Raw genomic sequence first — 22,063 nt, forward strand, 5'->3', positions numbered from 1 at the left:
GGCCCTACCGGCTACCGGCTCGGCAGGGAGCCGGTCTCCACGCGGCCGGCCTGCGGGGGCACGGTGGCGCTGCCGAAGGGGAACTCGCGCAGCTTGCGCCACACCGCGTCGGCGCCCTGCTCGTACAGCGCGAAGCCGGTGCAGGGCCACTGGGCCTCGTAGTCGGACAGCTCCTCGTAGGCGCGGTCCATCGCCGCCTCGTCGATCCCGTGCGCGACGGTGACGTGCGGGTGGTACGGGAACTGCAGTTCGCGCGGGACCGGGCCGGAGGCGTCCCGCACCCGCTTCTGCAGCCAGGAACAGGCCGCGGCGCCCTCGACCACCTGGACGTAGACGACGGGCGAGAGGGGGCGGAAGGTCCCGGTGCCGGACAGCCGCATCGGGAAGGGCCGGCCGCGGGCCGCCACCTCCGCGAGGTGCGCCTCGATCGCGGGCAGCGCGGCGCCGTCGACCTCGGTCGGCGGCAGCAGGGTGACGTGCGTGGGGATGCCGTGAGCAGCGGCGTCGCCGAAGCCCGCGCGCAGCTGCTGGAGCTTGCTGCCGTGAGGCTCCGGGACCGCGATCGACACGCCGATCGTTACGGTCCCCACTTCGTCTCCTGTCGTTGTGTGTCCTTCGGCCGGACACCCGGATATCGACTGTACGGCCACGGCCGTGCCCTGGGCAGGCGCAACCGGAGTGATGTGCAGCGCTACGGCGGCATGCCGGGGCGCACGGACGGTGCCCGGTCGGGCGCCCCGGGCGAGGTCGCGGGCGGTGCGGCGGGCGGCGGCGCGGGTCAGTGCTTGGCGGGCAGGAAGCCCACCGCGTCGTACGCCCGGGCGAGGGTCTCCGCGGCGACGGCCCTGGCCTTCTCCGCGCCCTTGGCGAGGATCGCGTCCAGCGTCTCCGGGTCGTCCAGGTACTGCTGGGTGCGCTCGCGGAAGGGCGTGACGAACTCCACGACGACGTCGGCGAGGTCCGTCTTCAGCGCGCCGTAGCCCTTGCCCTCGTACTTGCGTTCCAGCTCGGCGATCTCGGCGCCGGTGAGGGTGGAGTAGATCGTCAGCAGGTTGCTGACGCCGGGCTTGGTCTCGCGGTCGAAGCGGACGACGGTGTCGGTGTCGGTGACCGCGCTCTTCACCTTCTTCGCGGTGGCCTTCGGCTCGTCGAGGAGGTTGATCAGGCCCTTCGGGGTGGCCGCCGACTTGCTCATCTTGGCGGTCGGGTCCTGAAGGTCGTAGATCTTCGCCGTCTCCTTGAGGATGTAGGCGCTCGGGACGGTGAAGGCGTCGCCGTAGGTCTGGTTGAAGCGGTCCGCGAGGTCGCGGGTCAGCTCCAGGTGCTGGCGCTGGTCCTCGCCGACGGGGACCTGGTCGGCCTGGTAGAGCAGGATGTCGGCGACCATCAGCATCGGGTAGGTGAACAGGCCGACGGTGGTGCGGTCGTTGCCCTGCTTGGCGGACTTGTCCTTGAACTGCGTCATCCGGGACGCCTCGCCGAAACCGGTGATGCAGTTCATCAGCCAGCCGAGCTGGGCGTGCTCGGGGACGTGGCTCTGCACGAACAGGGTGCAGCGGTCCGGGTCGAGACCGGCCGCCAGGAGCTGGGCGGCGGCGACGCGGGTGTTCTGCCGCAGTTCCTTCGGGTCCTGCGGGACCGTGATCGCGTGCAGGTCGACGACCATGTAGAACGCGTCGTGGGTGTCCTGCATGTCGACCCACTGGCGGACGGCGCCGAGGTAGTTGCCGAGGTGGAACGAGCCGGAGGTCGGCTGGATACCGGAGAGCACGCGGGGACGTTCGTTGGCCATGCTCACCATTCTCTCAGGCTCGGCGGGGCGGTCGGGCACTGGTTCGGCACAGGGGGGCTCCATTCCGTTCCCGGGGGTGTAACAAGGGGGGAGCGGGCGGGAGGGGGTCCTGTGCGACGACGGTGGGTGCGCGCGGTGGCGGCGGCTGCGGCGGTGTGGTGGGCGGGTCCGACGGGGGCGGCAGCGGCGGACGGGGGCCGCGCCGTCGACGAGCCGGACGTGGCCGTGGTCGTCTGGGCGGACACCGGGCGGACCGCGTCCTGGCACGCGGGCGAGTCCGGCTTCGACCGGCTGCGGTGGCTGCTCGACCCGGTCCGCACGGGCACCGAGCGGGTCCCGGAGGCCTGGACGGAGGACCGGCGGCCCCCGGTGCGGTTCACGGTGATGTGGGGGCTGACCGGCGTCGGGGGCTGGCCGCAGACCCGGCGGGCACCGGGCGGCGACGTGGCGATGCTGCGTCAGGACCAGTTCTTCCTGGCCGAGGACGGCACCCCGTGGGTGCGCTCGGACCCGGCGCCGGACCTGACCGACGACGACATCCGCTGGCACCGCGCGCCGCGGCGCGCCTACGAGCTGATGGCCGACGAGGGCTTCTTCGCGGCGGGCGGCACGGGCGCCGAGGGGGACGACGGCGGGCGGCACGCGGTGTGGTGGGCCGCCGCTGCCGGGCTCGGGGCGGGGGCCGCGGGGACGCTGCTGATACGCCGCGCGGCGGGCCGGTACCGTGCCGGCCCGCCGCGCGGGGAGCCTCGTCAGGAGCTGATCGACCTCTAGAGCCCGACGGCCGTCAGCCGAGGTCGATCTCCGGGTACAGCGGGAAGCCTGCCACCAGGTCGGTCGCGCGCTGCGCGATCTCGTCGGCGACCTTCGCGTCGAGGACGTGGGAGGCCTTGGAGGGGGCGCCGGACTTGGTGGTGCCGGGCTCGGTGGTGGTGAGGACGCGGTCGATCAGGCCCGCGACCTCGTCCATCTCGGCGGTGCCCAGACCGCGCGTGGTCAGGGCCGGGGTGCCGATGCGGATGCCCGAGGTGTACCAGGCGCCGTTCGGGTCGGCCGGGATGGCGTTGCGGTTGGTGACGATGCCGGAGTCGAGCAGGGCGGCCTCGGCCTGGCGGCCGGTGAGGCCGTAGGAGGACGCCACGTCGATCAGGTTGAGGTGGTTGTCCGTGCCGCCGGTCACCAGGGTGGCGCCGCGCCTCGTCAGGCCCTCGGCGAGCGCGCGGGCGTTGTCGACGATGCGCCGGGCGTAGTCCTGGAAGGCGGGCTGCCGGGCCTCGGCGAGGGCGACGGCCTTGGCGGCCATGACGTGCGGGAGCGGGCCGCCGAGGACCATCGGGCAGCCGCGGTCGACCTGGTCCTTGAGGGAGTCGTCGCACAGGACCATGCCGCCGCGCGGGCCGCGCAGCGACTTGTGGGTGGTGGTCGTCACGATCTGGGCGTGCGGGACCGGGTCGAAGTCGCCGGTGAGCACCTTGCCCGCCACGAGGCCCGCGAAGTGCGCCATGTCCACCATGAGGGTCGCGCCGACCTCGTCGGCGATCTCGCGCATGATCCGGAAGTTCACCAGCCGGGGGTACGCGGAGTAGCCCGCGACGATGATCAGCGGCTTGAACTCGCGGGCGGAGGCGCGCAGGGCCTCGTAGTCGATCAGGCCGGTGGCGGGGTCGGTGCCGTAGGAGCGCTGGTCGAACATCTTCCCCGAGATGTTCGGCCGGAAGCCGTGGGTGAGGTGGCCGCCGGCGTCCAGGGACATGCCGAGCATCCGCTGGTTGCCGAAGGCCCGGCGCAGCTCGGCCCAGTCGGCGTCGGTCAGGTCGTTGACCTGGCGGGCACCGGCCTGCTCCAGGAAGGGCACCTCGACGCGGGCGCCGAGGACGGCCCAGAAGGCGACCAGGTTGGCGTCGATGCCCGAGTGCGGCTGGACGTAGGCGTGGCGGGCGCCGAACAGCTCGCGGGCGTGCTCGGCGGCGAGGGACTCGACGGTGTCGACGTTGCGGCAGCCGGCGTAGAAGCGGCGGCCGACGGTGCCCTCGGCGTACTTGTCGCTGAACCAGTTGCCCATCGCGAGGAGGGTGGCCGGGGAGGCGTAGTTCTCCGAGGCGATCAGCTTCAGCATCTCGCGCTGGTCGGCGACCTCCTGGCCGATGGCGTCCGCGACGCGGGGCTCGACGGTTCGGATGACGTCCAGCGCGGCTCGGTAGGCGGTGGACTCGGGGGAGATCTCTGCGGGCACGGGGGTCCTCCGGACGTTGCAGGCAGCGTTCAGGTCGGCCCAGGCGCACGGCACGTGTTCTCGTCGGGCCGCTCCCCGATGGTTGGACCCATCCCTGCGCGCCAGTCACGGCCCGCGGGCCAGGTTACCGGGTGGGGTGGGGACGTGCCGTGGGTGTCCGTGATGCGGAAGGGTCCGTCCTCAGAGGATCACGTGCGGCAGGAAGCGGGCGTACTCGTCCGTGACCAGGCCCGACGACTCCCTGATGCCCAGGCCCGCCGACTCGTTCTCCACCACCCAGGCGCCCAGGACGACGCGGTTGCCGTCGAAGTCGGGCAACGGGGCCAGTTCCTGGTAGCAGCAGGGTTCGGGGCGGGGGGCCGGGTCGGAGCCCGGTTCGTGGACCGTGACGCCGGCGCCCTCCCGGCCGAGGAGGGGCTTGGCGACCCAGCCCGTGGTCGTGGCGAGGTCGCGCGGGCCGTCCAGGAAGGCGGGGAGGAGGTTCGGGTGGCCGGGATACAGCTCCCAGAGGACGGCCAGCAGGGCCTTGTTGCTGAGCAGCATCTTCCAAGCGGGCTCGATCCACAGGGTGCTGCCGGTGCCGCCGCCGTTGTCGAGGGTGTCCAGGACGTGGCCGGCGAAGCGGTCGGTGGTGAGCCACTCCCAGGGGTAGAGCTTGAAGAGGCTGCGGATGAAGCGCAGCCTGTTGTCGACGAAGCGGCCGGAGAGGCGGTCCCAGCCGATCTCCTCCATGGAGATCCAGTCGGTCTCCAGGCCGGCCTGCTCGGCGGTCTCCTTGAGGTAGGCGACCGTCATCAGGTCCTCGCCGAGTTCGTCGTCCGAGGAGTGCGCGAAGTACAGGGGGTTGCCGGGCGGCAGCAGCGCGGCCTGCTTCCGCCAGGCGTCGACGAGACGCTCGTGGAGGCTGTTCCACTGGTCGGCGCCGGGGAAGCGCTCCTCCATCCAGAACCACTGCGGGGACGCCGCCTCGACGAGGGAGGTCGGGGTGTCCGCGTTGTACTCCAGGAGCTTGGCGGGGCCGGTGCCGTCGTAGCGCAGGTCGAAGCGGGCGTAGACGGAGGGGAGTTCGGCACGGCGGTGCCAGGCCTCGGTCACGGCGCGGACGACGCGCGGGTCGGTGATGCCGAGGTCGGCGAAGCGGTCCGCGGTGACGATGTGCTCGGCGGCCGCCAGGCACATGCGGTGCAGTTCCTCGACGACCTCCTCCAGCGCCTCGACCTCGGGCAGGGAGAAGACGTAGTAGGCGCTCTCGTCCCAGTAGGGGCGCAGGGAACCGTCGGGGTAGCGGGTCAGGGGGTAGATCAGCCCCTGTTCCTCGACGGTCTGCTGCCAGCCGGGGCGGGGGTCGGTGGTGCGGCGTTCCACGGCCGGGCTCAGCCGCCGCCGCTGCCGGAGCCGGAGCAGCCGAAGCCGCCCCGGTCGACGGCCTCGGACCGGCTGAAGGTGCCGTAGTCGGCCCAGCCGTTGCTGACGTCGGCGTCGTAGTACCAGTCGGCGTCGCCCACGGACTTCGACGAGCCCGTCTTCTGGCCGCCCTTGCCGTACGAACCGCCGGACGAACCGCTGCCGGAGGAGCCCGACTTGCAGTTCTTGTCGGCGACGACCTTGTAGCCGTTGAGGTAGTCGTAGCTGTCGCGGTCCACGCAGCGGCGGTCCGGGTCCGAACCGCAGGCACTGAGGGCCGCCGCGAGCACTCCCATGCCGCCGAGCACCACGGTGCTCGACCGCAGCCGTCGCCGGGTCTCCGCCATGTCCGCAACTCCCCCGTTGTGCGTTCTTCTGCTTTCCGTACGTCAGTTGGACTGATCGAGTGTACGGCCGACACCGGGGACGGACTCTACGGCAGGGTGCGGCCCAGCGCTTCGAGGGCCCCCGCCCAGGCGTGGTCGGGCGGGGTGCCGTAGCCGACGACGACGGCGTCCATGGGGTCGGCGGTGGCGTCGGGATGGCGGAAGACCGACAGGCCGTGCAGGCCCAGGCTCTGCCAGGCCGCCGCGCGGACGACCGACTGCTCGGTGCCGGGCGGCAGGCGCAGTACGGCGTGCAGGCCGGCCGCGATGCCGGTCACCCGCACCTCCGGGTTGCGGGCGGCGACGTGGGCGACCAGGGCGTCGCGGCGGCGCCGGTAGCGCAGGCGGGCGGAGCGGACGTGGCGGTCGTAGGCACCGGAGGTCAGGAACTCGGCCAGGGTCAGCTGGTCCAGGACCCCGCTGGTGTCCATGCCACCGCGGGTGGCCGTGATGTCGTCGGCGAGGCCGGGCGGCAGCACCATCCAGGCCAGCCGCAGGCCGGGGGCGAGGGACTTGCTCGCGGTGCCGAGGTGGACGACGCGGTCGGGGTCGAGGCCCTGGAGGGCGCCGACGGGCTGACGGTCGTAGCGGAACTCGCCGTCGTAGTCGTCCTCCAGGACCAGGCCGCCGGTGCGCCGCGCCCAGTCGACGACGGCCGCCCGCCGGTCGGGGTGCAGGGGCATGCCGAGCGGGAACTGGTGGGCCGGGGTGAGCAGCACGGCGCCCGTGCCCGGCGGGACGTCGGGGTCGGTGCCGTGCGCGTCCAGCGGCAGCGGGACGGTGCGCAGTCCGGCGGCGGTCAGCAGGTCGCGGTGGACGTGCAGTCCGTACGACTCGACGGCGACGGTGTGCACGCCGCGGGCCCGCAGCACGGCGGCGAGCAGGGTCAGGCCGTGGGCGAAGCCGCCGCAGATCAGCACGCGTTCGGCGTCGGCGCGGACGCCGCGGGCCCGGGCGAGGTAGTCGGCCAGGGCGCCGCGCAGTTCGGGGCGGCCGCGCGGGTCGCCGTAGCCGAGGGCGTCGTTGGGGGCGGCGGTGAGGGCGCGGCGGGCGGCCCTGAGCCACTCGGCGCGCGGGAAGGAGGCCAGGTCGGGGGAGCCCGGGCGCAGGTCGTAGGCGGGGCGGGCCGGTGCACGGGGGCGGGGGGCGGTGTCGGCGGGCGGCACGACCGCGCGGTCGGCGACGCGGGTGCCGGAGCCCTGGCGTGCGGTGAGCCAGCCCTCGGCGACCAGGTCCGCGTAGGCCTCGGCGACGGTGTTGCGGGCGATGCCGAGGTCGGCGGCGAGGGTGCGGGAGGAGGGCAGGCGGGTGCCGGGGGTCAGGCGGCCGGTGCGGACGGCCTCGCGCAGGGCGTCGGTCAGGCCGCGCCGCAGGCCGGGCCCGGCCGGTTCCAGGTGGAGGTCGATGCCGAGAGTGGCCCAGGGATTCGCCATGGGAATGGACCATACCGGTGGGCTGCTTCGTTCCTAGGCTCGACGGCATGACGACGACCACTGATGACACGAAGACCACGGCCTACGCCGCCGAGCCGCCCGTCCGGCTGAACTGGTCCGAGCACGCCCCCGAGGTCTACAAGGCGATGCTCCGGCTCGACACCGCCGCCAGGCGGGGGCTGGACCCGAAGCTGTACGAGCTGGTGAAGATCCGCGCCTCGCAGCTCAACCACTGCGCCTTCTGCCTCGACATGCACACCAAGGACGCGCTCGCGGCCGGCGAGAGCGTGGAACGGATCGTGCAGCTCGGCGCGTGGGAGGAGTCGCGGCACTTCTACACGGAGAAGGAGCTGGCGGCGATCGAGCTGACCGAGGCGGTCACCGTCCTGACGGACGGCTTCGTGCCGGACGAGGTGTACGCGAAGGCCGCGGCCCACTTCGAGGAGGCGGAGCTGGCCCAGTTGATCTCCGCCATCGCGGTGATCAACACCTGGAACCGGTTCGGCGTGACCTGCCGCATGGCGCCGGGCCACTACCGCCCGGGGCAGCACGGATGACAGCCCGTACGACCCGTCTGGACGACCGCGTCCGCTCCGCGCTGCGGACGGTGGGCGCCGCCGCCAAGCGGGGGCTGGGGGACGCGGACCTGGCCGAGCTGGTGCAGATCCGGGCCTCGCAGCTCAACCACTGCGCCTTCTGCCTGGACATGCATCTCGGACTCGCGCGCGAGCAGGGGGTGGGCATGGGGGTCCCCCCGGCCGAGCGCAGCCGGGACTGGGGGAGGCGGCTGGACCTGCTCGCCGCCTGGGAGGAGGCCGGTGAGGTCTTCGACGCCAGGGAGCGGGCCGCGCTGGCGCTGACCGAGGCGGTGACGGTGCTGACGGAGGGCTTCGTGCCCGACGAGGTGTACGAGCAGGCCGCGGCCCACTTCGAGGAGGCGGAACTGGCCCACCTGCTGGCGCTGATCGCGACGATCAACGCCTGGAACCGTCTGATGGTGGCCCGCCGGATTCCCGCCGGGAGCACGCAGTGGTGACCGGGGCGGACGGCGCCGAGCGGTTCCGTGCGCTGCACCACGGGCGGGCCGCGGACGACCCCCTGGTGCTGCCCGGCCCCTGGGACGCGGCGAGCGCCCGGGTGTTCGCGGCGGCCGGCTTCCCGGCGCTCGCGACGCCGAGCGCCGGGGTGGCGGCCTCGCTCGGGTACGAGGACGGGGCGACCCCGGCCGACGAGATGTTCGCTGCGGTCGCCCGGATCGTGCGCGCCGTGGACGTCCCCGTGTCGGCGGATGTCGAGGGCGGGTACGGGCTGGCGCCGGAGGAGCTGGTGGAACGCCTCCTCGAGGCGGGCGCCGTCGGCTGCAACCTGGAGGACTCCACCCGCGCGGGGCTCAGGGACCCGGCGGAGCACGCCGAGTGGCTGGCCGGGGTGCGGGAGGCGGCCGGCGGCCGGCTGTTCCTGAACGCCCGGATCGACACCTTCATCCGGGGCGTCGACGCTCCGGAGGCGGCGATCGAGCGGGCGGCGGCGTACGTCGCCGCGGGCGCGGACTGCGTGTACCCGATCGCCGCCCCCGTCGCCGTACTGCCGCGGCTGCGGGCCGGGATCCGGGGGCCGATGAACGTGCTGGCGCGTCCCGGCCAGGGCCCCTCGCCCGCCGAACTCGGCGGACTCGGGGCCACCCGGATCACGTTCGGCCCGGGCCTCCAGCGGCAGGCCGAGCAGGCGGTGCGGGAGCACGCGGACCGGCTCGCCGGCCGGCCGCCGGGGTGATGCTCAGGGGAGCCATTTCTTCCAGACGGACTTGTGGCTCTCCACCCACTTCTCCGCCGCGACCTGGGGCCGCATCTTCTTCTCGGCGATCATCAGGGAGACCTCGTTCTGGTCCTCGGTCGTCCACGTGAAGTTCTTCAGGAACTCGGCCGCGTCGCCGCCGTTCTTCGCGAAGTCGGCGTTGAGGTACTTCTGCAGCGGGGTGACCGGGTAGGCGCAGTCGACCTCGGCCGGGTCGGCGTCGCAGCCCTCCTCGTACGGCGGCAGCTTCACCTCGGTCATCGGCACCTTCTCCATCAGCCACTGGGGGGTGTACCAGTAGCTCAGGAAGGGCTTCTTCTCCTTGGCGAACTGCTGCATCTGGGTGATCTGCGCGGCCTCGGAGCCGGCGAAGACGACCTGGTAGTCCAGGTTCAGGTTCTTCACCAGGGCCTTGTCGTTGGTGACGTAGGACGGGGAGCCGTCCAGGAGCTGGCCCTTGCCGCCGCTCTCCGCGGTGCGCAGCAGGTCGGCGTACTTGTTGAGGTTCTTCCAGTCGGTGACGTCCGGGTGCTTCTTCGCGAAGTACGTCGGGACGAACCAGCCGATGTGCCCGGTGACGCCGAGGCCGCCGCCGGCGGCGATGGTCTTCTTGTCCTCGACGTAGCGCTGTTCCTGCTCGGGGTGGCCCCAGTCCTCCAGGATCGCGTCCACCCGGCCCTGGCTGAGCGCGTCCCAGGCGGGGACCTCGTCGACCTGGACGGTGTCGACGCGGTAGCCCAGCTCGTGCTCCAGCAGGTACTGGGCGACGGCCACGTTGGCCTGGGCGCCGACCCAGGACTGCACGGACAGGGTGACCGTCCTGGCGCCCTGGGCGTTGGCGAACGGGGACGCCTGCTTGGTCATGTCGGCGGCGCCGCAGCCGGTGAGCAGGGTCAGAGCGGCGGCCGAGGCCACGGCGGTGGTGACGCGTACACGCATCTCAGGCTCCCTTCTTCGTCGTACGGCGTTGGGTGGGCTGGGTGACCCGGTCGAGCATCAGGCCGAGGCAGACGATCGCGGCGCCCGCGACCAGGCCGGTCGCCAGGTCGCCCTGGGCGAGGCCGAAGACGACCTGGTAGCCGAGGGCGCCACCGCCGACCAGACCTCCGATGATGACGACGGCGAGGACCAGGACGACGCCCTGGTTGACGGCGAGCAGCAGGGCCGGGCGGGCCAGCGGAAGCTGGACCTGGCGAAGCTGCTGGCCGCTGGTCGCACCGAGCGAGCGGGCCGACTCCATGGCGGCCGGGTCGACCTGGCGCAGCCCCTGGGCGGTGATGCGGACGACGGCAGGGAGGGCGTAGACGACCGCGGCGGCCACGGCGGGCGCGCGGCCCACGCCGAACAGGGCGACGACCGGGATCAGGTACACGAACTGCGGCATCGTCTGGAAGACGTCGAGCACGGGCCGCAGCAGGCGCTCGAAGCGGTCGCTGCGGGCGGCGGCGACACCGGTGGCGAAGCCGATGACCAGGGTCACGGCGACGGCGGCGAGGACCTGCGAGAGCGTGTCCAGGGACGGCTTCCACACGCCGAGCACGCCGATCGCGGCCATCGCGAGGACGGCGGTGAGCGCGGTGCGCCAGGTGCCGATCAGCCAGGCCAGGGCGGCGACGATCAGGAGCACGGACCACCAGGGCAGCCACTGGAGGCCGTCGCGGAGCGGGTTGAGCACCCAGCTGGTGAAGTGCGCGGCCCAGTCGGCGGTGCCGCCGACGACGGGGACGCCGGAGTACAGGTGGGCGGTCATCCAGTCGACGGCCCGGTTGACGGGCTCGGCGATGTTCAGCTCCCAGCCGTCGGGCCAGTCGAGGAAGCCCGCAAGGCGTCCGGCGAGCGCGACGGCCGCGGCGACGACGAGCGCGTACAGCCAGGTCACCGGGGACTTCCCGGACTCGCCGAGGCGCTCCCCGGCCGCGCCGGTGACGCGGTCCAGGACGACGGCGAGCAGCACGATCGGGATGCCGGCCGCGAGGGCCGCGCCGACGTCGACCGAGGCGAGTGCCTGGTAGACCCGGTCGCCGAGGCCGCCGGCGCCGATGACGGAGGCGATGACGGCCATCGACAGCGCCATCATGATCGTCTGGTTGACGCCGAGGAGGAGTTCCTTGCGGGCCAGCGGGATGCGGGCGGTCAGCAGGCGCTGGCGGCTCGTGGTGCCGAGGGACTCGACGGCCTCCAGGACCTCCTTGTCCGCGCCGCGCAGGCCCAGCGAGGTGAGCCGGGCCATGGGCGGGGCGGCGTAGACGACGGTGGCCAGGACGGCGGCGGGGACGCCGATGCCGAAGACCAGGACGACGGGGAGGAGGTAGGCGAAGGCGGGCAGCACCTGCATGGTGTCCAGCACGGGGCGCAGGACGCGGTCCATCCGGTCGGAGAGACCGGCGGCCAGGCCCAGCAGGGCGCCGACCGCGACGGACGCGAGGACGGCCACCACCATGAGGGCGAGGGTCTGCATCGTCGGCACCCACATGCCGAGCAGGCCGCAGGCCAGGAACGCGGCGGCGGTGCCCGCCGCGAGCTTCACGCCGGCCACCCGCCAGGCGACCAGGGCGCCGATCGCGGTGACCCCGGCCCAGCCGACGGCGAGGAGGGCGAGGTACACGGCGCGTACGGCGATGACGACGATGTTGCTGACGTGGCCGAAGAAGTAGAGGAACAGGGGGTGGCTGTCCCGGTTGTCGATGATCCAGTCGCTGGCCTTGCCGAGGGGTTCGGAGACGTCGACGGTCAGCGCGCTCGGCCAGGTGGTGCCGGGCCACTGCGTGACGGCTATGGGGATGAGGATCGCGGCCAGCGCCGCCAGGGTGAGCAGCTTGCGGGTCGCGGGATGGGTGAGGATGCCTGGCGGGGCGGCCTTCCGCGACGTCGGTGCGGTGATCGTTGCCATTACGCCGGCTCCTCGGTGGTGGGCTCGGCGGGGGCGGGCGGCTCACGGTGCTGGGCCGGTGCCGCTTTCTGTGGGACGGGAGCCGCCCCGGCGGCACGACTGCCCGCAGCCGGGTCTGTACCTGCCACCACCGAAAGGAGGTCGGACGCGTCGACCACGCCCAGGCAGCGGCCGTCGGTCATCACTCGGGCCGGGGAGCCCGCCCTCGCCACCGCCTCGATGGCCTCCGAGACCGTGGCCTCGGGTCGGATCGCCGGCCCCGTGCCCGCCTCGTCGGCGGAGCTGGCGGGGCGCATCGCCGTGCGGACGGTGAGGACCTGTTCGCGCGGGACGTCGCGGACGAACTCGCGGACGTAGTCGTCGGCGGGCGAGCCGACGATCTCCTCCGGCGTGCCGAGCTGCACCACGCGGCCGTCGCGCATCAGGGCGATGCGGTCGCCGAGCTTGAGGGCTTCCTGGAGGTCGTGGGTGATGAAGACCATCGTGCGGCCCTCCTCGCGGTGCAGCCGGACGACCTCCTCCTGCATGTCCCGCCGGATCAGCGGGTCGAGCGCGCTGAACGGCTCGTCGAAGAGCAGCACCTCGGGGTCGACGGCGAGGGCGCGGGCGAGGCCGACGCGCTGGCGCTGGCCGCCGGAGAGCTGGCCGGGGCGGCGGTGTTCGAGGCCCTCCAGGCCGACCTTGGCGACGACGGCGGCGGCGCGTTCCCGGCGCTCGGCCCGGCCCATGCCCTGGACCTCGAGGCCGTAGGCGACGTTGTCCAGGACCGTGCGGTGCGGAAGCAGGCCGAAGTGCTGGAAGACCATGGCGGCGCGGTGGCGGCGCAGTTCGCGCAGCCGGGACTTGTCCATGGCGCGGACGTCCTCGCCGTCGATGGCGATGGACCCGGCGGTCGGCTCGATGAGGCGGGTCAGACAGCGTACGAGGGTGGACTTGCCGGAGCCGGACAGGCCCATGACGACGAAGACCTCGCCCCTGCGCACGTCGAAGGAGACGTCCGCGACGGCGGCGGTGCAGCCGGTGCGGGAGCGCAGCTCGGCCGGGGTCAGGGCGGTGAGGCCGGGGTCGGCGGGGATCCGGGCGGCCTTGGGGCCGAAGACCTTCCACAGGCCGTCGACGGAGAAGACCGGGGGTCGCTCGGCCACGGTGTCGGTGGCGGCGGCGGTGGTGCCCTTGGCGGTCGTGCTCATCGGGCGTCACCGCCGATCAGCTCGACGGCGCGCTCGCCGACCATGAGGACGCCGATCATCGGGTTGACGGCGGGCATGGTCGGGAAGACGGAGGCGTCGGCGATGCGGATGCCCTGCAGGCCGCGGATGCGCAGTTCGGGGTCGACGACGGCGCTCTCGTCGGTGGCGGCGCCCATCTTGCAGGTGCCCGCCGGGTGGTAGACGGTGTGGGCGACCTTGCGGGCGTACTCGCTCAGCTCCTCGTCGCCGGTGACGTCCGGGCCGGGGCAGACCTCGCGCTTGAGCCAGCCGGCCAGCGGCTCGGACTCGGCGATCTGACGGGCGATCCTGATGCCGTCGACGAGGGTGCGGCCGTCGTAGTCGTCCTCGTCGGTGAAGTAGCGGAAGTCCAGGGCGGGCTTGACGGACGGGTCGGCGCTGGTGAGGTAGAGGCGGCCGCGGGACTTGGGCTTGGGGATGTTCGGGGTCATGGAGACGCCGAACTCGGGGCGCTCGTAGCCCAGTCGCTCCGGATTGTCCGTGAAGGGGATCTGGTAGAAGTGGAACATCAGGTCCGGGCCCGCGTGTTCGGGGTCGCGGCGCACGAACAGGCCGGCGTCGGAGTCCATCGCGGAGTTGTCCGGGATGGGGCCGTTGGTCTCCCACACGATCACCGACTCGGGGTGGTCGAGCAGGTTCTCGCCGACGCCGGGCAGGTCGAGCACCACGGGTATGCCGAGGGCCTCCAGCTGCTCCTTGGGGCCGATGCCGGAGTGCAGCAGCAGGCGCGGGGAGTCGACCGCGCCGGCGCTGAGGACGACCTCGTTACGGGCCTTGACCAGGATCTCCTCGCCGTCCTTGGTGCGGACGCGGACGCCCTCGGCGCGGGTGCCGTCGAGTTCGAGCTTGTACGCCCAGGTCTCCAGCATGAGCGTGAGGTTGGCGCGCTCGTCCATCACGGGGTGAAGGTAGGCCACGGACGCGGAGGAACGCTTGTTGTTCTCCGGGTGGTAGGCGAGGTCGAAGAAGCCGACGCCCTCGGTGAACGGCTTCTTGTTGAAGCCCTCGATCCGGGGGACCTCCAGCGTCTTCTGCGCGGAGTCGACGAAGTCGCGGGCGATGGCGTTCCGGTCCTTCTCGTCGACCGGGACGATGTTGTTCTTCAGCCGGGCGAAGTACGCCTCCATCGGCACCGCGCCCCAGCCCTCGGCGCCGGCGGCCTCCCACTCGTCCCAGTCGGACGGCAGCGGCTTGAAGGCGATGAGGGTGTTGTGCGAGGAGCAGCCGCCCAGGACGCGGGCGCGGCTGTGCCGGATGTGCGAATTGCCGCGCGGCTGCTCGGTGGTGGGGTAGTCGTAGTCCAGCTCGCCGCCGAGCAGGCCCATCCAGCGGCGCAGGGTCAGCACGTCGTCGCGGCCGACGTCGCTCGGCCCGCCTTCGATGACGGCGACGGTGACGTCCGGGTTCTCGGTGAGCCGGGAGGCGATCACGGAGCCTGCCGTGCCGCCGCCGACGACGACGTAGTCGTAGACCTGGGTGGTTTCGGACATGGGGGTACTCCAGAAGGGGCTGGGGACGGGATGCGACGGGTGTGAACGGATGCGGGAGGGTCAGCCTGAGAACCAGCGGACGGGCTTCGGCGCGAGGTTCTGGTAGACGTGCTTGCTCTCGCGGTACTCGGCGAGGCCCGCGGGGCCGAGTTCGCGGCCGACGCCGCTCTTGCCGAAGCCGCCCCACTCCGCCTGCGGGAGGTAGGGGTGGAAGTCGTTGATCCACACGGTGCCGTGCCGCAGCCGGCCCGCGACCCGGCGGGCCCGTCCCGCGTCGGCGGTCCAGACGGCACCGGCCAGACCGTACTCGGTGTCGTTGGCGAGGGCTACGGCCTCGTCCTCGGTACGGAAGGTCTCGACGGTGAGGACCGGCCCGAAGACCTCCTCCCGCACCACCCGCATCTCGCGGTGACAGTGGTCGAGGACGGTCGGCTCGTAGAAGTAGCCGGACTCGGGCCGCTGGGGCGACGGCTCGGGGCGCTTGCCGCCGCAGCGGAGTTCGGCGCCCTCGGCGAGCGCCGAGGCGACGTAGTCCTCGGTCTTGGCGCGCTGCTGCTCGGAGACGAGCGGGCCGCACTCGACGCCGTCCTCGGTGCCGCGGCCGAGGCGGATCTTCTGGGCGCGACGGGCCAGTTCGGCGACGAAGCGTTCGCGGACCGACTCCTCGACGATGAGGCGGCCGCCCGCGGAGCAGACCTGGCCGCTGTGGATGAAGGCGGCGTTGAGGGCCTGGTCGACGGCGGTGTCGAAGCCCTCCTCGGTCTCGCAGGCGTCGGCGAAGACGACGTTGGGGTTCTTGCCGCCGAGTTCGAGGGCGACCTTCTTGACGGTGACGGCGGCGGCCCGGGCGACCTTGGTGCCGCTGACCAGGCCGCCGGTGAAGGAGACCAGGTCGACGTCGGGGTGCTCGGCGAGGCGGGCGCCGACGGTGTGGCCGGGGCCGGTGACGATGTTGGCTACGCCGGTGGGGAGGCCGGCCTCGACGAGCAGGTCGATCAGGGCGACGGTCGTCATCGGCGTGATCTCGCTGGGCTTGATCACGAAGGTGTTGCCGGCGGCGAGCGCCGGGGCGATCTTCCAGCTGGCCTGGAGGAGCGGGTAGTTCCAGGGCGTGATCATCGCGCAGACGCCGACCGGCTCGTGCACGACGACGCTGTGGATGTCGGGCGAGCCCGCGTCGACGACCCGGCCCGGGGCCTCACCGGCGACGAGGTCGGCGAAGTAGCGGAAGGCGTCGGCGACGCAGTCGATGTCGACGCGGCCCTCCTCGACGGTCTTGCCCGCGTCGCGGCTCTCCAGCAGACCGAGCTTCTCGCGGTCGCGCACGAGCAGGTCGGCGACGCGGCGCAGCAGGGCGGCGCGCTCGGTGACCGGCGTGTGCGGCCAGTCCCCCGCGTCGAAGGCGCGGCGGGCGGCGGCCACCGCGAGGTCGGTGTCCTTCTCGTCGCCCTCCGCGACCACGGCGAACGGCAGGGCGTCCGCGGGGTCGAGGATCTCGCGCGTGGCGCCGGAGGACGCCGCGAGCCACTCGCCTCCCGCGTGAATGGTCCGGTGCGCCTGCTCCGCCGGGGTGTGCGTGCTGTTCGCCATGGTCGGTGTTGCCTTCCGTTCCTGATCGATCCCCCTGCGTCACCCACGTGCCGCTCTCGGGGACCGGGAGCCCCTGCCCCGCGGCCCCGTTTGCATGCCGAATCGGCGGCCGAAAGTGCGGCGCATCACGAAGGAAAGGGACGGAACGGGATGTCATGGGCGTCCGGAAACGGGCGCGGGCCCCGTCCCGGTCTGAACCGGAGCGGGGCCCGTGCGGGCGCGGAGGCGACTCAGATGAGACCGAGACCGCGGACCGCCTCGCGCTCCTCCGACAGCTCCTTGACGGAGGCGTCGATGCGGGCGCGGGAGAACTCGTTGATCTCCAGACCCTGGACGATCTCGTACGAGCCGTCCTTCGTGGTGACCGGGAAGGAGGAGATGATGCCCTCGGGGACGCCGTAGGAGCCGTCCGACGGGATGCCCATGGAGGTCCAGTCGCCCTCGGCGGTGCCGTTGACCCACGTGTACACGTGGTCGACGGCGGCGTTGGCGGCGGAGGCGGCCGAGGAGGCGCCGCGGGCCTCGATGATGGCGGCGCCGCGCTTGGCGACCGTCGGGATGAACTCGTCGGCCAGCCACTTCTCGTCGTTGACGGTCTCGGCGGCGTTCTTGCCGGCGATGGTGGCGTGGAAGATGTCCGGGTACTGGGTGGCGGAGTGGTTGCCCCAGATCGTCAGACGCTTGATGTCGGCGACCGTCGAGCCCGTCTTCTTCGCGAGCTGGGTCAGCGCGCGGTTGTGGTCCAGACGGGTCATGGCGGTGAAGCGCTCGGCCGGTACGTCCGGGGCGGCGGCCTGGGCGATCAGGGCGTTGGTGTTGGCCGGGTTGCCGACGACGAGGACCTTGATGTCGTCCGCGGCGTGGTCGTTGATGGCCTTGCCCTGCGGCTTGAAGATGCCGCCGTTGGCCTCGAGGAGGTCGCCGCGCTCCATGCCCTTGGTGCGGGGACGGGCGCCGACGAGGAGGGCGACGTTGGCGCCGTCGAAGGCGACGTTCGGGTCGTCGGTGATCTCGATGCCCTGGAGGAGCGGGAACGCGCAGTCGTCCAGCTCCATCGCGGTGCCCTCGGCGGCCTTGAGCGCCGGAGTGATCTCCAGGAGGCGCAGCTTGACCGGCACGTCCGCGCCGAGCAGCTGGCCGGAGGCGATGCGGAAGAGCAGGGCGTAACCGATCTGGCCGGCCGCGCCGGTGACGGTGACGTTCACGGGAGTGCGGGTCATGGCGTTCTCCGTATGACAGCTGGCGGGTGGGGCGTCCCGGCCCCGGGCGTTTGATCGATCTCTTGGTATCAAGAGATCCATCCAGCCGTCAGGCTATCGCGCCCGTGGTGTCCGGCACGTCCGGGTCGGTGTGGCCCGGCCCACAGGGCGGCCGGTTCAGGACGGAGTGCCCGGGCGCGGAACCTGGACGGAGCACCCGGACGCGGAACCCGCAGGCGTGTCCCGGGCCAGGACTCATACGAAAAGAGGCGGCCGCCTGTCCGGGAGAGGGGGGACGAAGGCGACCGCCGCTCGGGGATACCGTTGCCGGACTCCCGTGGGGGTACTTCTCGCGTGCCCGTGACACCGCGGGGCATGCCTGCCGAGGGCGAAGTTTTCTCGGTCCGCCCCCTCGCGGCCCCCTTGCGGCCCCTCGCGGCCCTGCTTCGTGCCGCTGGGGTGCCCGGCCGCTGCGCCTCCCGCCTGCGGCCGGGGTGCCCGGCTACTTCGTGCAGCCCTGCGTGCCCGACGCCAGCGTCGCGCAGGCGGTGGCGTCGGCCGCGGAGTCCACGGCGACCATCGGGGTGTACGCGACGGTGTCCCCGGCGTTGCCGACCGTCGCCCGCTGCTCGTTCGCACCGCCGGCGTTCACCCGGATCTCGTCGCCCTGCGCGGCCTGGGTGACACGGGCCCACGCGGCGCCGCACACCTTGCTGTACCGCACCTCGACGGAGGCCGTGCCGACGACGGCGGTCGCGCCGGTGGTCACCAGGTCGCCGCCGCAGCCCATGACCTCCGGGTCCTTGCCGGTGCAGGCGTCGCCGCCGCACTTCACGCCCGGCGGCAGCTTCGGTTCGCTGCGCACGGTGGGCGACGGGGAGGGCTTGGTGCCCTCGTTCTTCTTGTCGCCGCCGTCGTTCAGGAGGAAGAAGGCGCCCGCGATCACGACGAGCACGCCGACGACGCCCGCGACGAGCGTCGTCATCCGCTTGTTGCCGCCGCCCGGGGGCCGGCCGGACGAACGGGGGCTGCCGCCGCGCGGAGGCTCGCCGTAGGTGCCCGACGGGCCGGTGCCCGGGGGGCCGGCGACCGGGCCGAGCACGCTGGTCTCGTCGGGCCCGGCCGGCCTCGCCGCCGCTCCGGTACCGGTCCGGTGCCGGGCCGTGCGATCGCCGGTCGGCGCGGGCCCCCGGTATCCGGCGAGCCCCCACGAGTTGCCCTCGGTCGCTCCGCCGGTGGACGGGGCGGGGGCGCCGGGGCCACCGCCGCCCCGGACCGCGCCGAGGACCGAGTCGGGGCTGTCGGCGGCGGTCGGCTGTGCCGGCACCGTCGGCGGCAGCGTGGGCGACACCCCGGCGGGACCGGCGATCCCGGAGGCGGCCGGGGCTCCACCGCCGTGGCGGCCGGTCCGGCTTCCCCTGCCGGCCGTGCCGCCGCTCCGGTCGCCGCCGCCCGCCTTGGCCGCGGAGTTGCCGGACTTGGCCGCGGGCGTGCCGAGTTCGCCGAGCGCGGCACGCGCCTGGGAGATCCGGATGGCCTCCATGGTCATGTCGTGGCGCATCTCCGAGCGGCTCCAGGCACGCTCGGCCAGCTCCCACATGGTGGTCAGGTGGACCGGATTGGTCCGCGTCACCTCGGCCAGCGCCACGATGGCACCCTTGGGCGCCAGCAGGCGGCCGTTCAGATAGCGCTCCCAGGACGTCTTGCTGTAGCCCGTGGCGTCGGCCACCGAGGCGACGCTCAGCTCGCTGCGGTCCACGAGCCGACGCAACTGGCTGGTGAACTCCCTGATCTGCGGATCGAGTTCATCCGGCAAGGCCTTCCAACGAGGCACTGCTTCCCCCTCTTCCCCCGGTGACGTGCTGGTCGTTCCCCCGCTGGTTGCCGCGCGCGGAGTCCTGCGCGCGGCACCTGGTTCTGGCTACCCACAGGGATGCGCCCGGTCAGGATCTCAGTTCCCGGGGTGGGGGCGCACAGGAGCACAGAGGCCGTGAGCGTGCACAGTCGCACGCCCACCGACCCGTGGTCCAGTGTCCCACCGGCGTCGCCCCGCCCGGTACGGAACCCCGGGAACGAGCCGCGTAGCGGAGTAGCGGAACGGTCACTTCCGTGCCACAGCGCCCTGACAGGCGTTGAACAGGGCGTTCCCCGTGCAGGAGGGTTGGTCCCGGCGACGGCCCGTCCTTCCACGGGGGTGAGGACGGGCCGTCGTACGGAGAAGCGCTCCGGCGCTAGCTGACCGTGAAGTGCAGGGTGTCCTTGAGGAACGGGATCTCCAGCACCGGCTTCGGCTGGGCCATCAGCGCCAGCAGGACGATGGAGAGGCCGAGGACGCCGTAGGTCGTGATGTCCGTGAAGCGGGAGCGCACGGCGAGCATGCCGACGTCGGGCACCACCCAGCGCAGCGCGGCGCCCGCCAGCAGCGCGGCGCCGATGAGCAGCGTGCCCCAGCGGAAGACGTCCAGCGCGGTCAGCAGCAGGCCGATTCCGACCAGCAGCACCACCGCGAGCACCGGCCACTGCCGGGCGGGCGCCGGGGCGTCGCGGGCCGCGGCCCGGCCGCCGCCCTCGGGGCGCGCGGTGTCACGCGTGAAGAGCGGGAAGCGGCGCGTGACCCGCCGCGGCCGCCCTTCGGCGTCGGGCGCGCTGACGGGATCGCGGACGGTGAGGCCGTCCTCGCGCGTGGCACCCGAGGTGGCTCCCGCGCCCCCGGCGTCGTCCGAGTCGGCCGAGGTCCGCTCGGGCCCCGCTTCCTCCGGCGCCGGGGTCCCCGTGCCGCCCTGCCGTTCGGGGGAGTTGATGTCCTCAGCCGGCACTGCGCTCCGCCGCCTCCACCACGTTGACGAGCAGCTGTGCCCGCGTCATGGGGCCGACGCCGCCGGGGTTCGGGGAGATCCAGGCCGCCACCTCGGCCACGCCCGGGTGGACGTCGCCCATGATCTTGCCCTCGGCGTTGCGGGAGACGCCGACGTCGAGGACCGCCGCGCCGGGCTTGACGTCCTCGGGCCGGACCAGGTGCGGGGAGCCGGCCGCGGCGATGACGATGTCCGCGCGCTTGAGGTGGGCGGCCAGGTCCCGGGTGCCGGTGTGGCACTGGGTCACCGTGGCGTTCTCGCTGCGCCGGGTGAGCAACAGCGGCATCGGGCGGCCGATGGTGACGCCGCGGCCGACGACCACGACCTCGGCGCCCTTGATCTCGACGCCGAAGCGGCGCAGGAGGGTGAGGATGCCGTTGGGGGTGCAGGGCAGCGGCGCCGGCTCGTTCAGGACGAGGCGGCCCAGGTTCATCGGGTGCAGGCCGTCCGCGTCCTTGTCCGGGTCCATCAGTTCGAGGATGCGGTTCTCGTCGATGCCCCGGGGCAGCGGCAGCTGGACGATGTAGCCGGTGCAGGCCGGGTCCTCGTTCAGCTCGCGGACGACCGCCTCGATCTCCTCCTGCGTCGCCGTGGCCGGCAGTTCGCGCTGGATGGAGGCGATGCCGACCTGGGCGCAGTCGCGGTGCTTGCCGGCGACGTACTTCTGGCTGCCCGGGTCTTCGCCGACCAGGACGGTGCCGAGACCGGGTGTGACACCCCTCTCCTTCAGCGCCGCCACGCGGGCGGTCAGTTCGGACTTGATCGCGGCTGCGGTGGCCTTGCCATCGAGAATCTGGGCGGTCATACCCCCCATCCTCCCGGATGACCGGCCCCGGGTTCCAATCAGGTCGGCATGCGGGCACCGCGCGGGGACCTTCGGGACACCACGGGACACGTCCCGCCCTGTCCGCTCATGATCGACGTTGTTGCACTTGCACAACGCCTTGCGAACGGGCTGGACAAGTAAGAGTTCGGTCAAGAACGATTGGGCAGCACAGTGCCGCGGGGCCGTACCGGGGGGACGAACCGCTTCGAAGCATCTCCTCCGAGCCAGCCGCGCGTCGTCCCCGCACTTGACAGCGACGGAGGAAGACCCGCCATGAGTTTCGGCGATCCGAACAACCCCTACGGCCCGCCGCAGGGCGGCCAGCAGCCGAACTACGGCTACCCGCAGCAGCAGGGCCAGCCCGGCTACGGCTACCCGCAGGCCCCGCCGGTGCAGCAGCCGTACGGTGCCGCTCCCACGACCATGCCCGGTACGGTCAACACCGCGCGAGTGCTGCTCTGGATCATGGTGGGCTTCCAGGTCATCGGCACGGCGCTGTTCGGCATCTCGGCGGCGGCCGTCGACCAGGCCAAGGACGACGCCGCCTTCGAGGAGTTGGCCGATTACCCGACGGGTGTCCTGTGGGGCTTCATGGTCCTGGCGCTGATATGGGGCGTCTGGGCGGCGTTCCTGGCCGCCAAGTTCAACTCGGGCGGCAACGGCCTGCGCGTGACCGCCCTGGTCTTCGGCATCCTCACCGCGATCCTCGCCCTGTACCCGTTCACCATCGCGGGCATCGTCCACCTCGTGTTCGGCATCCTGATCGCCGTGTTCGTGGGCAACGCGAAGGGCGCTGCCTGGTTCAAGCGCCCCCGTTACTGACCGGCGCGGAGCGCTTTCGCGCCAATCACCACGCAGGGCCGTGTCTCACCCGTACGAGGGGGGCACGGCCCTGGTGCGTCGCCCTAGTCTGGCCTGGGTAGCCGTCAGGCACGGGGAGAC

20 protein-coding genes and 1 riboswitch are annotated in these 22,063 nt (G+C 72.8%); of the genes, 5 read left to right on the forward strand and 15 right to left on the reverse strand.

What is annotated here, in order from left to right:
* Positions 1 to 11 precede the first annotated feature (11 nt).
* Both NI25_RS14835 and trpS read right to left on the reverse strand, forming a co-directional pair.
* Positions 12 to 590 carry a 2'-5' RNA ligase family protein gene (locus NI25_RS14835; protein ID WP_061442925.1) on the reverse strand — a complete coding sequence of 193 codons (579 nt, stop codon included), beginning with the start codon at positions 588 to 590 and terminating at the stop codon, positions 12 to 14.
* Between the two features lie 188 nt (positions 591 to 778).
* Positions 779 to 1,798, reverse strand: a complete 1,020-nt coding sequence (gene trpS, locus NI25_RS14840) for a tryptophan--tRNA ligase (protein ID WP_107072059.1) — start codon at positions 1,796 to 1,798, stop codon at positions 779 to 781.
* A 105-nt stretch (positions 1,799 to 1,903) separates the two neighbouring features.
* Between trpS and NI25_RS14845 the strand changes: the two genes are divergently transcribed.
* On the forward strand, positions 1,904 to 2,566 hold the full coding sequence (locus NI25_RS14845) for a hypothetical protein (RefSeq protein WP_061442926.1): 663 nt from the start codon (positions 1,904 to 1,906) through the stop codon (positions 2,564 to 2,566).
* Between the two features lie 13 nt (positions 2,567 to 2,579).
* Here the strand turns inward: NI25_RS14845 and NI25_RS14850 are convergent, their stop codons facing one another.
* The 4 genes from NI25_RS14850 to NI25_RS14865 form a co-directional block, all read right to left on the reverse strand.
* A complete protein-coding gene (locus NI25_RS14850) occupies positions 2,580 to 4,025 on the reverse strand; it encodes a glycine hydroxymethyltransferase (protein ID WP_061446926.1) in 1,446 nt (481 codons plus the stop codon).
* A gap of 30 nt (positions 4,026 to 4,055) precedes the next feature.
* Positions 4,056 to 4,144, reverse strand: a riboswitch (ZMP/ZTP riboswitch).
* 61 nt (positions 4,145 to 4,205) lie between these two features.
* Positions 4,206 to 5,390, reverse strand: coding sequence for a glutathionylspermidine synthase family protein (locus tag NI25_RS14855; RefSeq protein WP_061442927.1), 1,185 nt, complete (start codon positions 5,388 to 5,390; stop codon positions 4,206 to 4,208).
* An 8-nt stretch (positions 5,391 to 5,398) separates the two neighbouring features.
* Entirely contained in the window at positions 5,399 to 5,776 is a 378-nt protein-coding gene (locus NI25_RS14860; protein ID WP_061442928.1) for a hypothetical protein, read from the reverse strand.
* An 86-nt stretch (positions 5,777 to 5,862) separates the two neighbouring features.
* Complete coding sequence (locus NI25_RS14865) at positions 5,863 to 7,248, reverse strand: PLP-dependent aminotransferase family protein (RefSeq protein ID WP_061442929.1); 1,386 nt, start codon at positions 7,246 to 7,248, stop codon at positions 5,863 to 5,865.
* A gap of 47 nt (positions 7,249 to 7,295) precedes the next feature.
* Here NI25_RS14865 and NI25_RS14870 point away from each other — a divergent pair, with 47 nt between their 5' ends.
* Genes NI25_RS14870 through NI25_RS14880 form a run of 3 tightly spaced genes read left to right on the forward strand, consistent with a single transcriptional unit; the run spans position 7,296 to position 9,021 of the window.
* Positions 7,296 to 7,805: a carboxymuconolactone decarboxylase family protein gene (locus NI25_RS14870; protein ID WP_061442930.1), complete on the forward strand. Its 510-nt coding sequence runs from the start codon at positions 7,296 to 7,298 to the stop codon at positions 7,803 to 7,805.
* Positions 7,802 to 8,284 carry a carboxymuconolactone decarboxylase family protein gene (locus NI25_RS14875; protein WP_061442931.1) on the forward strand — a complete coding sequence of 161 codons (483 nt, stop codon included), beginning with the start codon at positions 7,802 to 7,804 and terminating at the stop codon, positions 8,282 to 8,284. Before NI25_RS14870 ends, NI25_RS14875 begins: the two co-directional genes overlap by 4 nt.
* Positions 8,281 to 9,021, forward strand: a complete 741-nt coding sequence (locus NI25_RS14880) for an isocitrate lyase/PEP mutase family protein (protein WP_061446927.1) — start codon at positions 8,281 to 8,283, stop codon at positions 9,019 to 9,021. The genes NI25_RS14875 and NI25_RS14880 overlap by 4 nt, the downstream gene beginning before the upstream one ends.
* A gap of 3 nt (positions 9,022 to 9,024) precedes the next feature.
* Here NI25_RS14880 and NI25_RS14885 read toward each other — a convergent pair whose 3' ends face one another.
* The 9 genes from NI25_RS14885 to NI25_RS14925 form a co-directional block, all read right to left on the reverse strand.
* The gene (locus NI25_RS14885) at positions 9,025 to 9,981 is read right to left on the reverse strand and encodes an ABC transporter substrate-binding protein (RefSeq protein ID WP_061442932.1); all 957 of its coding nucleotides are present in this window, start codon (positions 9,979 to 9,981) and stop codon (positions 9,025 to 9,027) included.
* A gap of 1 nt (position 9,982) precedes the next feature.
* Complete coding sequence (locus NI25_RS14890) at positions 9,983 to 11,932, reverse strand: ABC transporter permease (RefSeq protein WP_061442933.1); 1,950 nt, start codon at positions 11,930 to 11,932, stop codon at positions 9,983 to 9,985.
* Positions 11,932 to 13,122, reverse strand: a complete 1,191-nt coding sequence (locus NI25_RS14895; RefSeq protein WP_061442934.1) for a quaternary amine ABC transporter ATP-binding protein — start codon at positions 13,120 to 13,122, stop codon at positions 11,932 to 11,934. The genes NI25_RS14890 and NI25_RS14895 overlap by 1 nt, the downstream gene beginning before the upstream one ends.
* Positions 13,119 to 14,651: a GMC family oxidoreductase gene (locus tag NI25_RS14900; RefSeq protein ID WP_061442935.1), complete on the reverse strand. Its 1,533-nt coding sequence runs from the start codon at positions 14,649 to 14,651 to the stop codon at positions 13,119 to 13,121. Before NI25_RS14900 ends, NI25_RS14895 begins: the two co-directional genes overlap by 4 nt.
* Positions 14,652 to 14,711: 60 nt before the next feature.
* On the reverse strand, positions 14,712 to 16,241 hold the full coding sequence (locus NI25_RS14905) for an aldehyde dehydrogenase family protein (protein ID WP_061442936.1): 1,530 nt from the start codon (positions 16,239 to 16,241) through the stop codon (positions 14,712 to 14,714).
* 230 nt (positions 16,242 to 16,471) lie between these two features.
* Positions 16,472 to 17,461: a malate dehydrogenase gene (locus tag NI25_RS14910; RefSeq protein ID WP_061442937.1), complete on the reverse strand. Its 990-nt coding sequence runs from the start codon at positions 17,459 to 17,461 to the stop codon at positions 16,472 to 16,474.
* A 481-nt stretch (positions 17,462 to 17,942) separates the two neighbouring features.
* Positions 17,943 to 19,256 carry a helix-turn-helix domain-containing protein gene (locus NI25_RS14915; protein ID WP_061442938.1) on the reverse strand — a complete coding sequence of 438 codons (1,314 nt, stop codon included), beginning with the start codon at positions 19,254 to 19,256 and terminating at the stop codon, positions 17,943 to 17,945.
* Between the two features lie 415 nt (positions 19,257 to 19,671).
* The gene (locus NI25_RS14920) at positions 19,672 to 20,256 is read right to left on the reverse strand and encodes a DUF3017 domain-containing protein (protein ID WP_061442939.1); all 585 of its coding nucleotides are present in this window, start codon (positions 20,254 to 20,256) and stop codon (positions 19,672 to 19,674) included.
* Positions 20,246 to 21,100, reverse strand: coding sequence for a bifunctional methylenetetrahydrofolate dehydrogenase/methenyltetrahydrofolate cyclohydrolase (locus NI25_RS14925; RefSeq protein WP_061442940.1), 855 nt, complete (start codon positions 21,098 to 21,100; stop codon positions 20,246 to 20,248). Before NI25_RS14925 ends, NI25_RS14920 begins: the two co-directional genes overlap by 11 nt.
* A gap of 294 nt (positions 21,101 to 21,394) precedes the next feature.
* On the opposite strand from NI25_RS14925, the gene NI25_RS14930 reads away from it, so the two are divergent.
* Positions 21,395 to 21,943: a proline-rich domain-containing protein gene (locus NI25_RS14930; RefSeq protein WP_061442941.1), complete on the forward strand. Its 549-nt coding sequence runs from the start codon at positions 21,395 to 21,397 to the stop codon at positions 21,941 to 21,943.
* The last annotated feature ends 120 nt before the right edge of the window (positions 21,944 to 22,063 follow it).

It is taken from the genome of Streptomyces sp. CCM_MD2014, from assembly GCF_000772045.1.
In the GTDB taxonomy this organism is placed as follows: domain Bacteria; phylum Actinomycetota; class Actinomycetes; order Streptomycetales; family Streptomycetaceae; genus Streptomyces; species Streptomyces salinarius.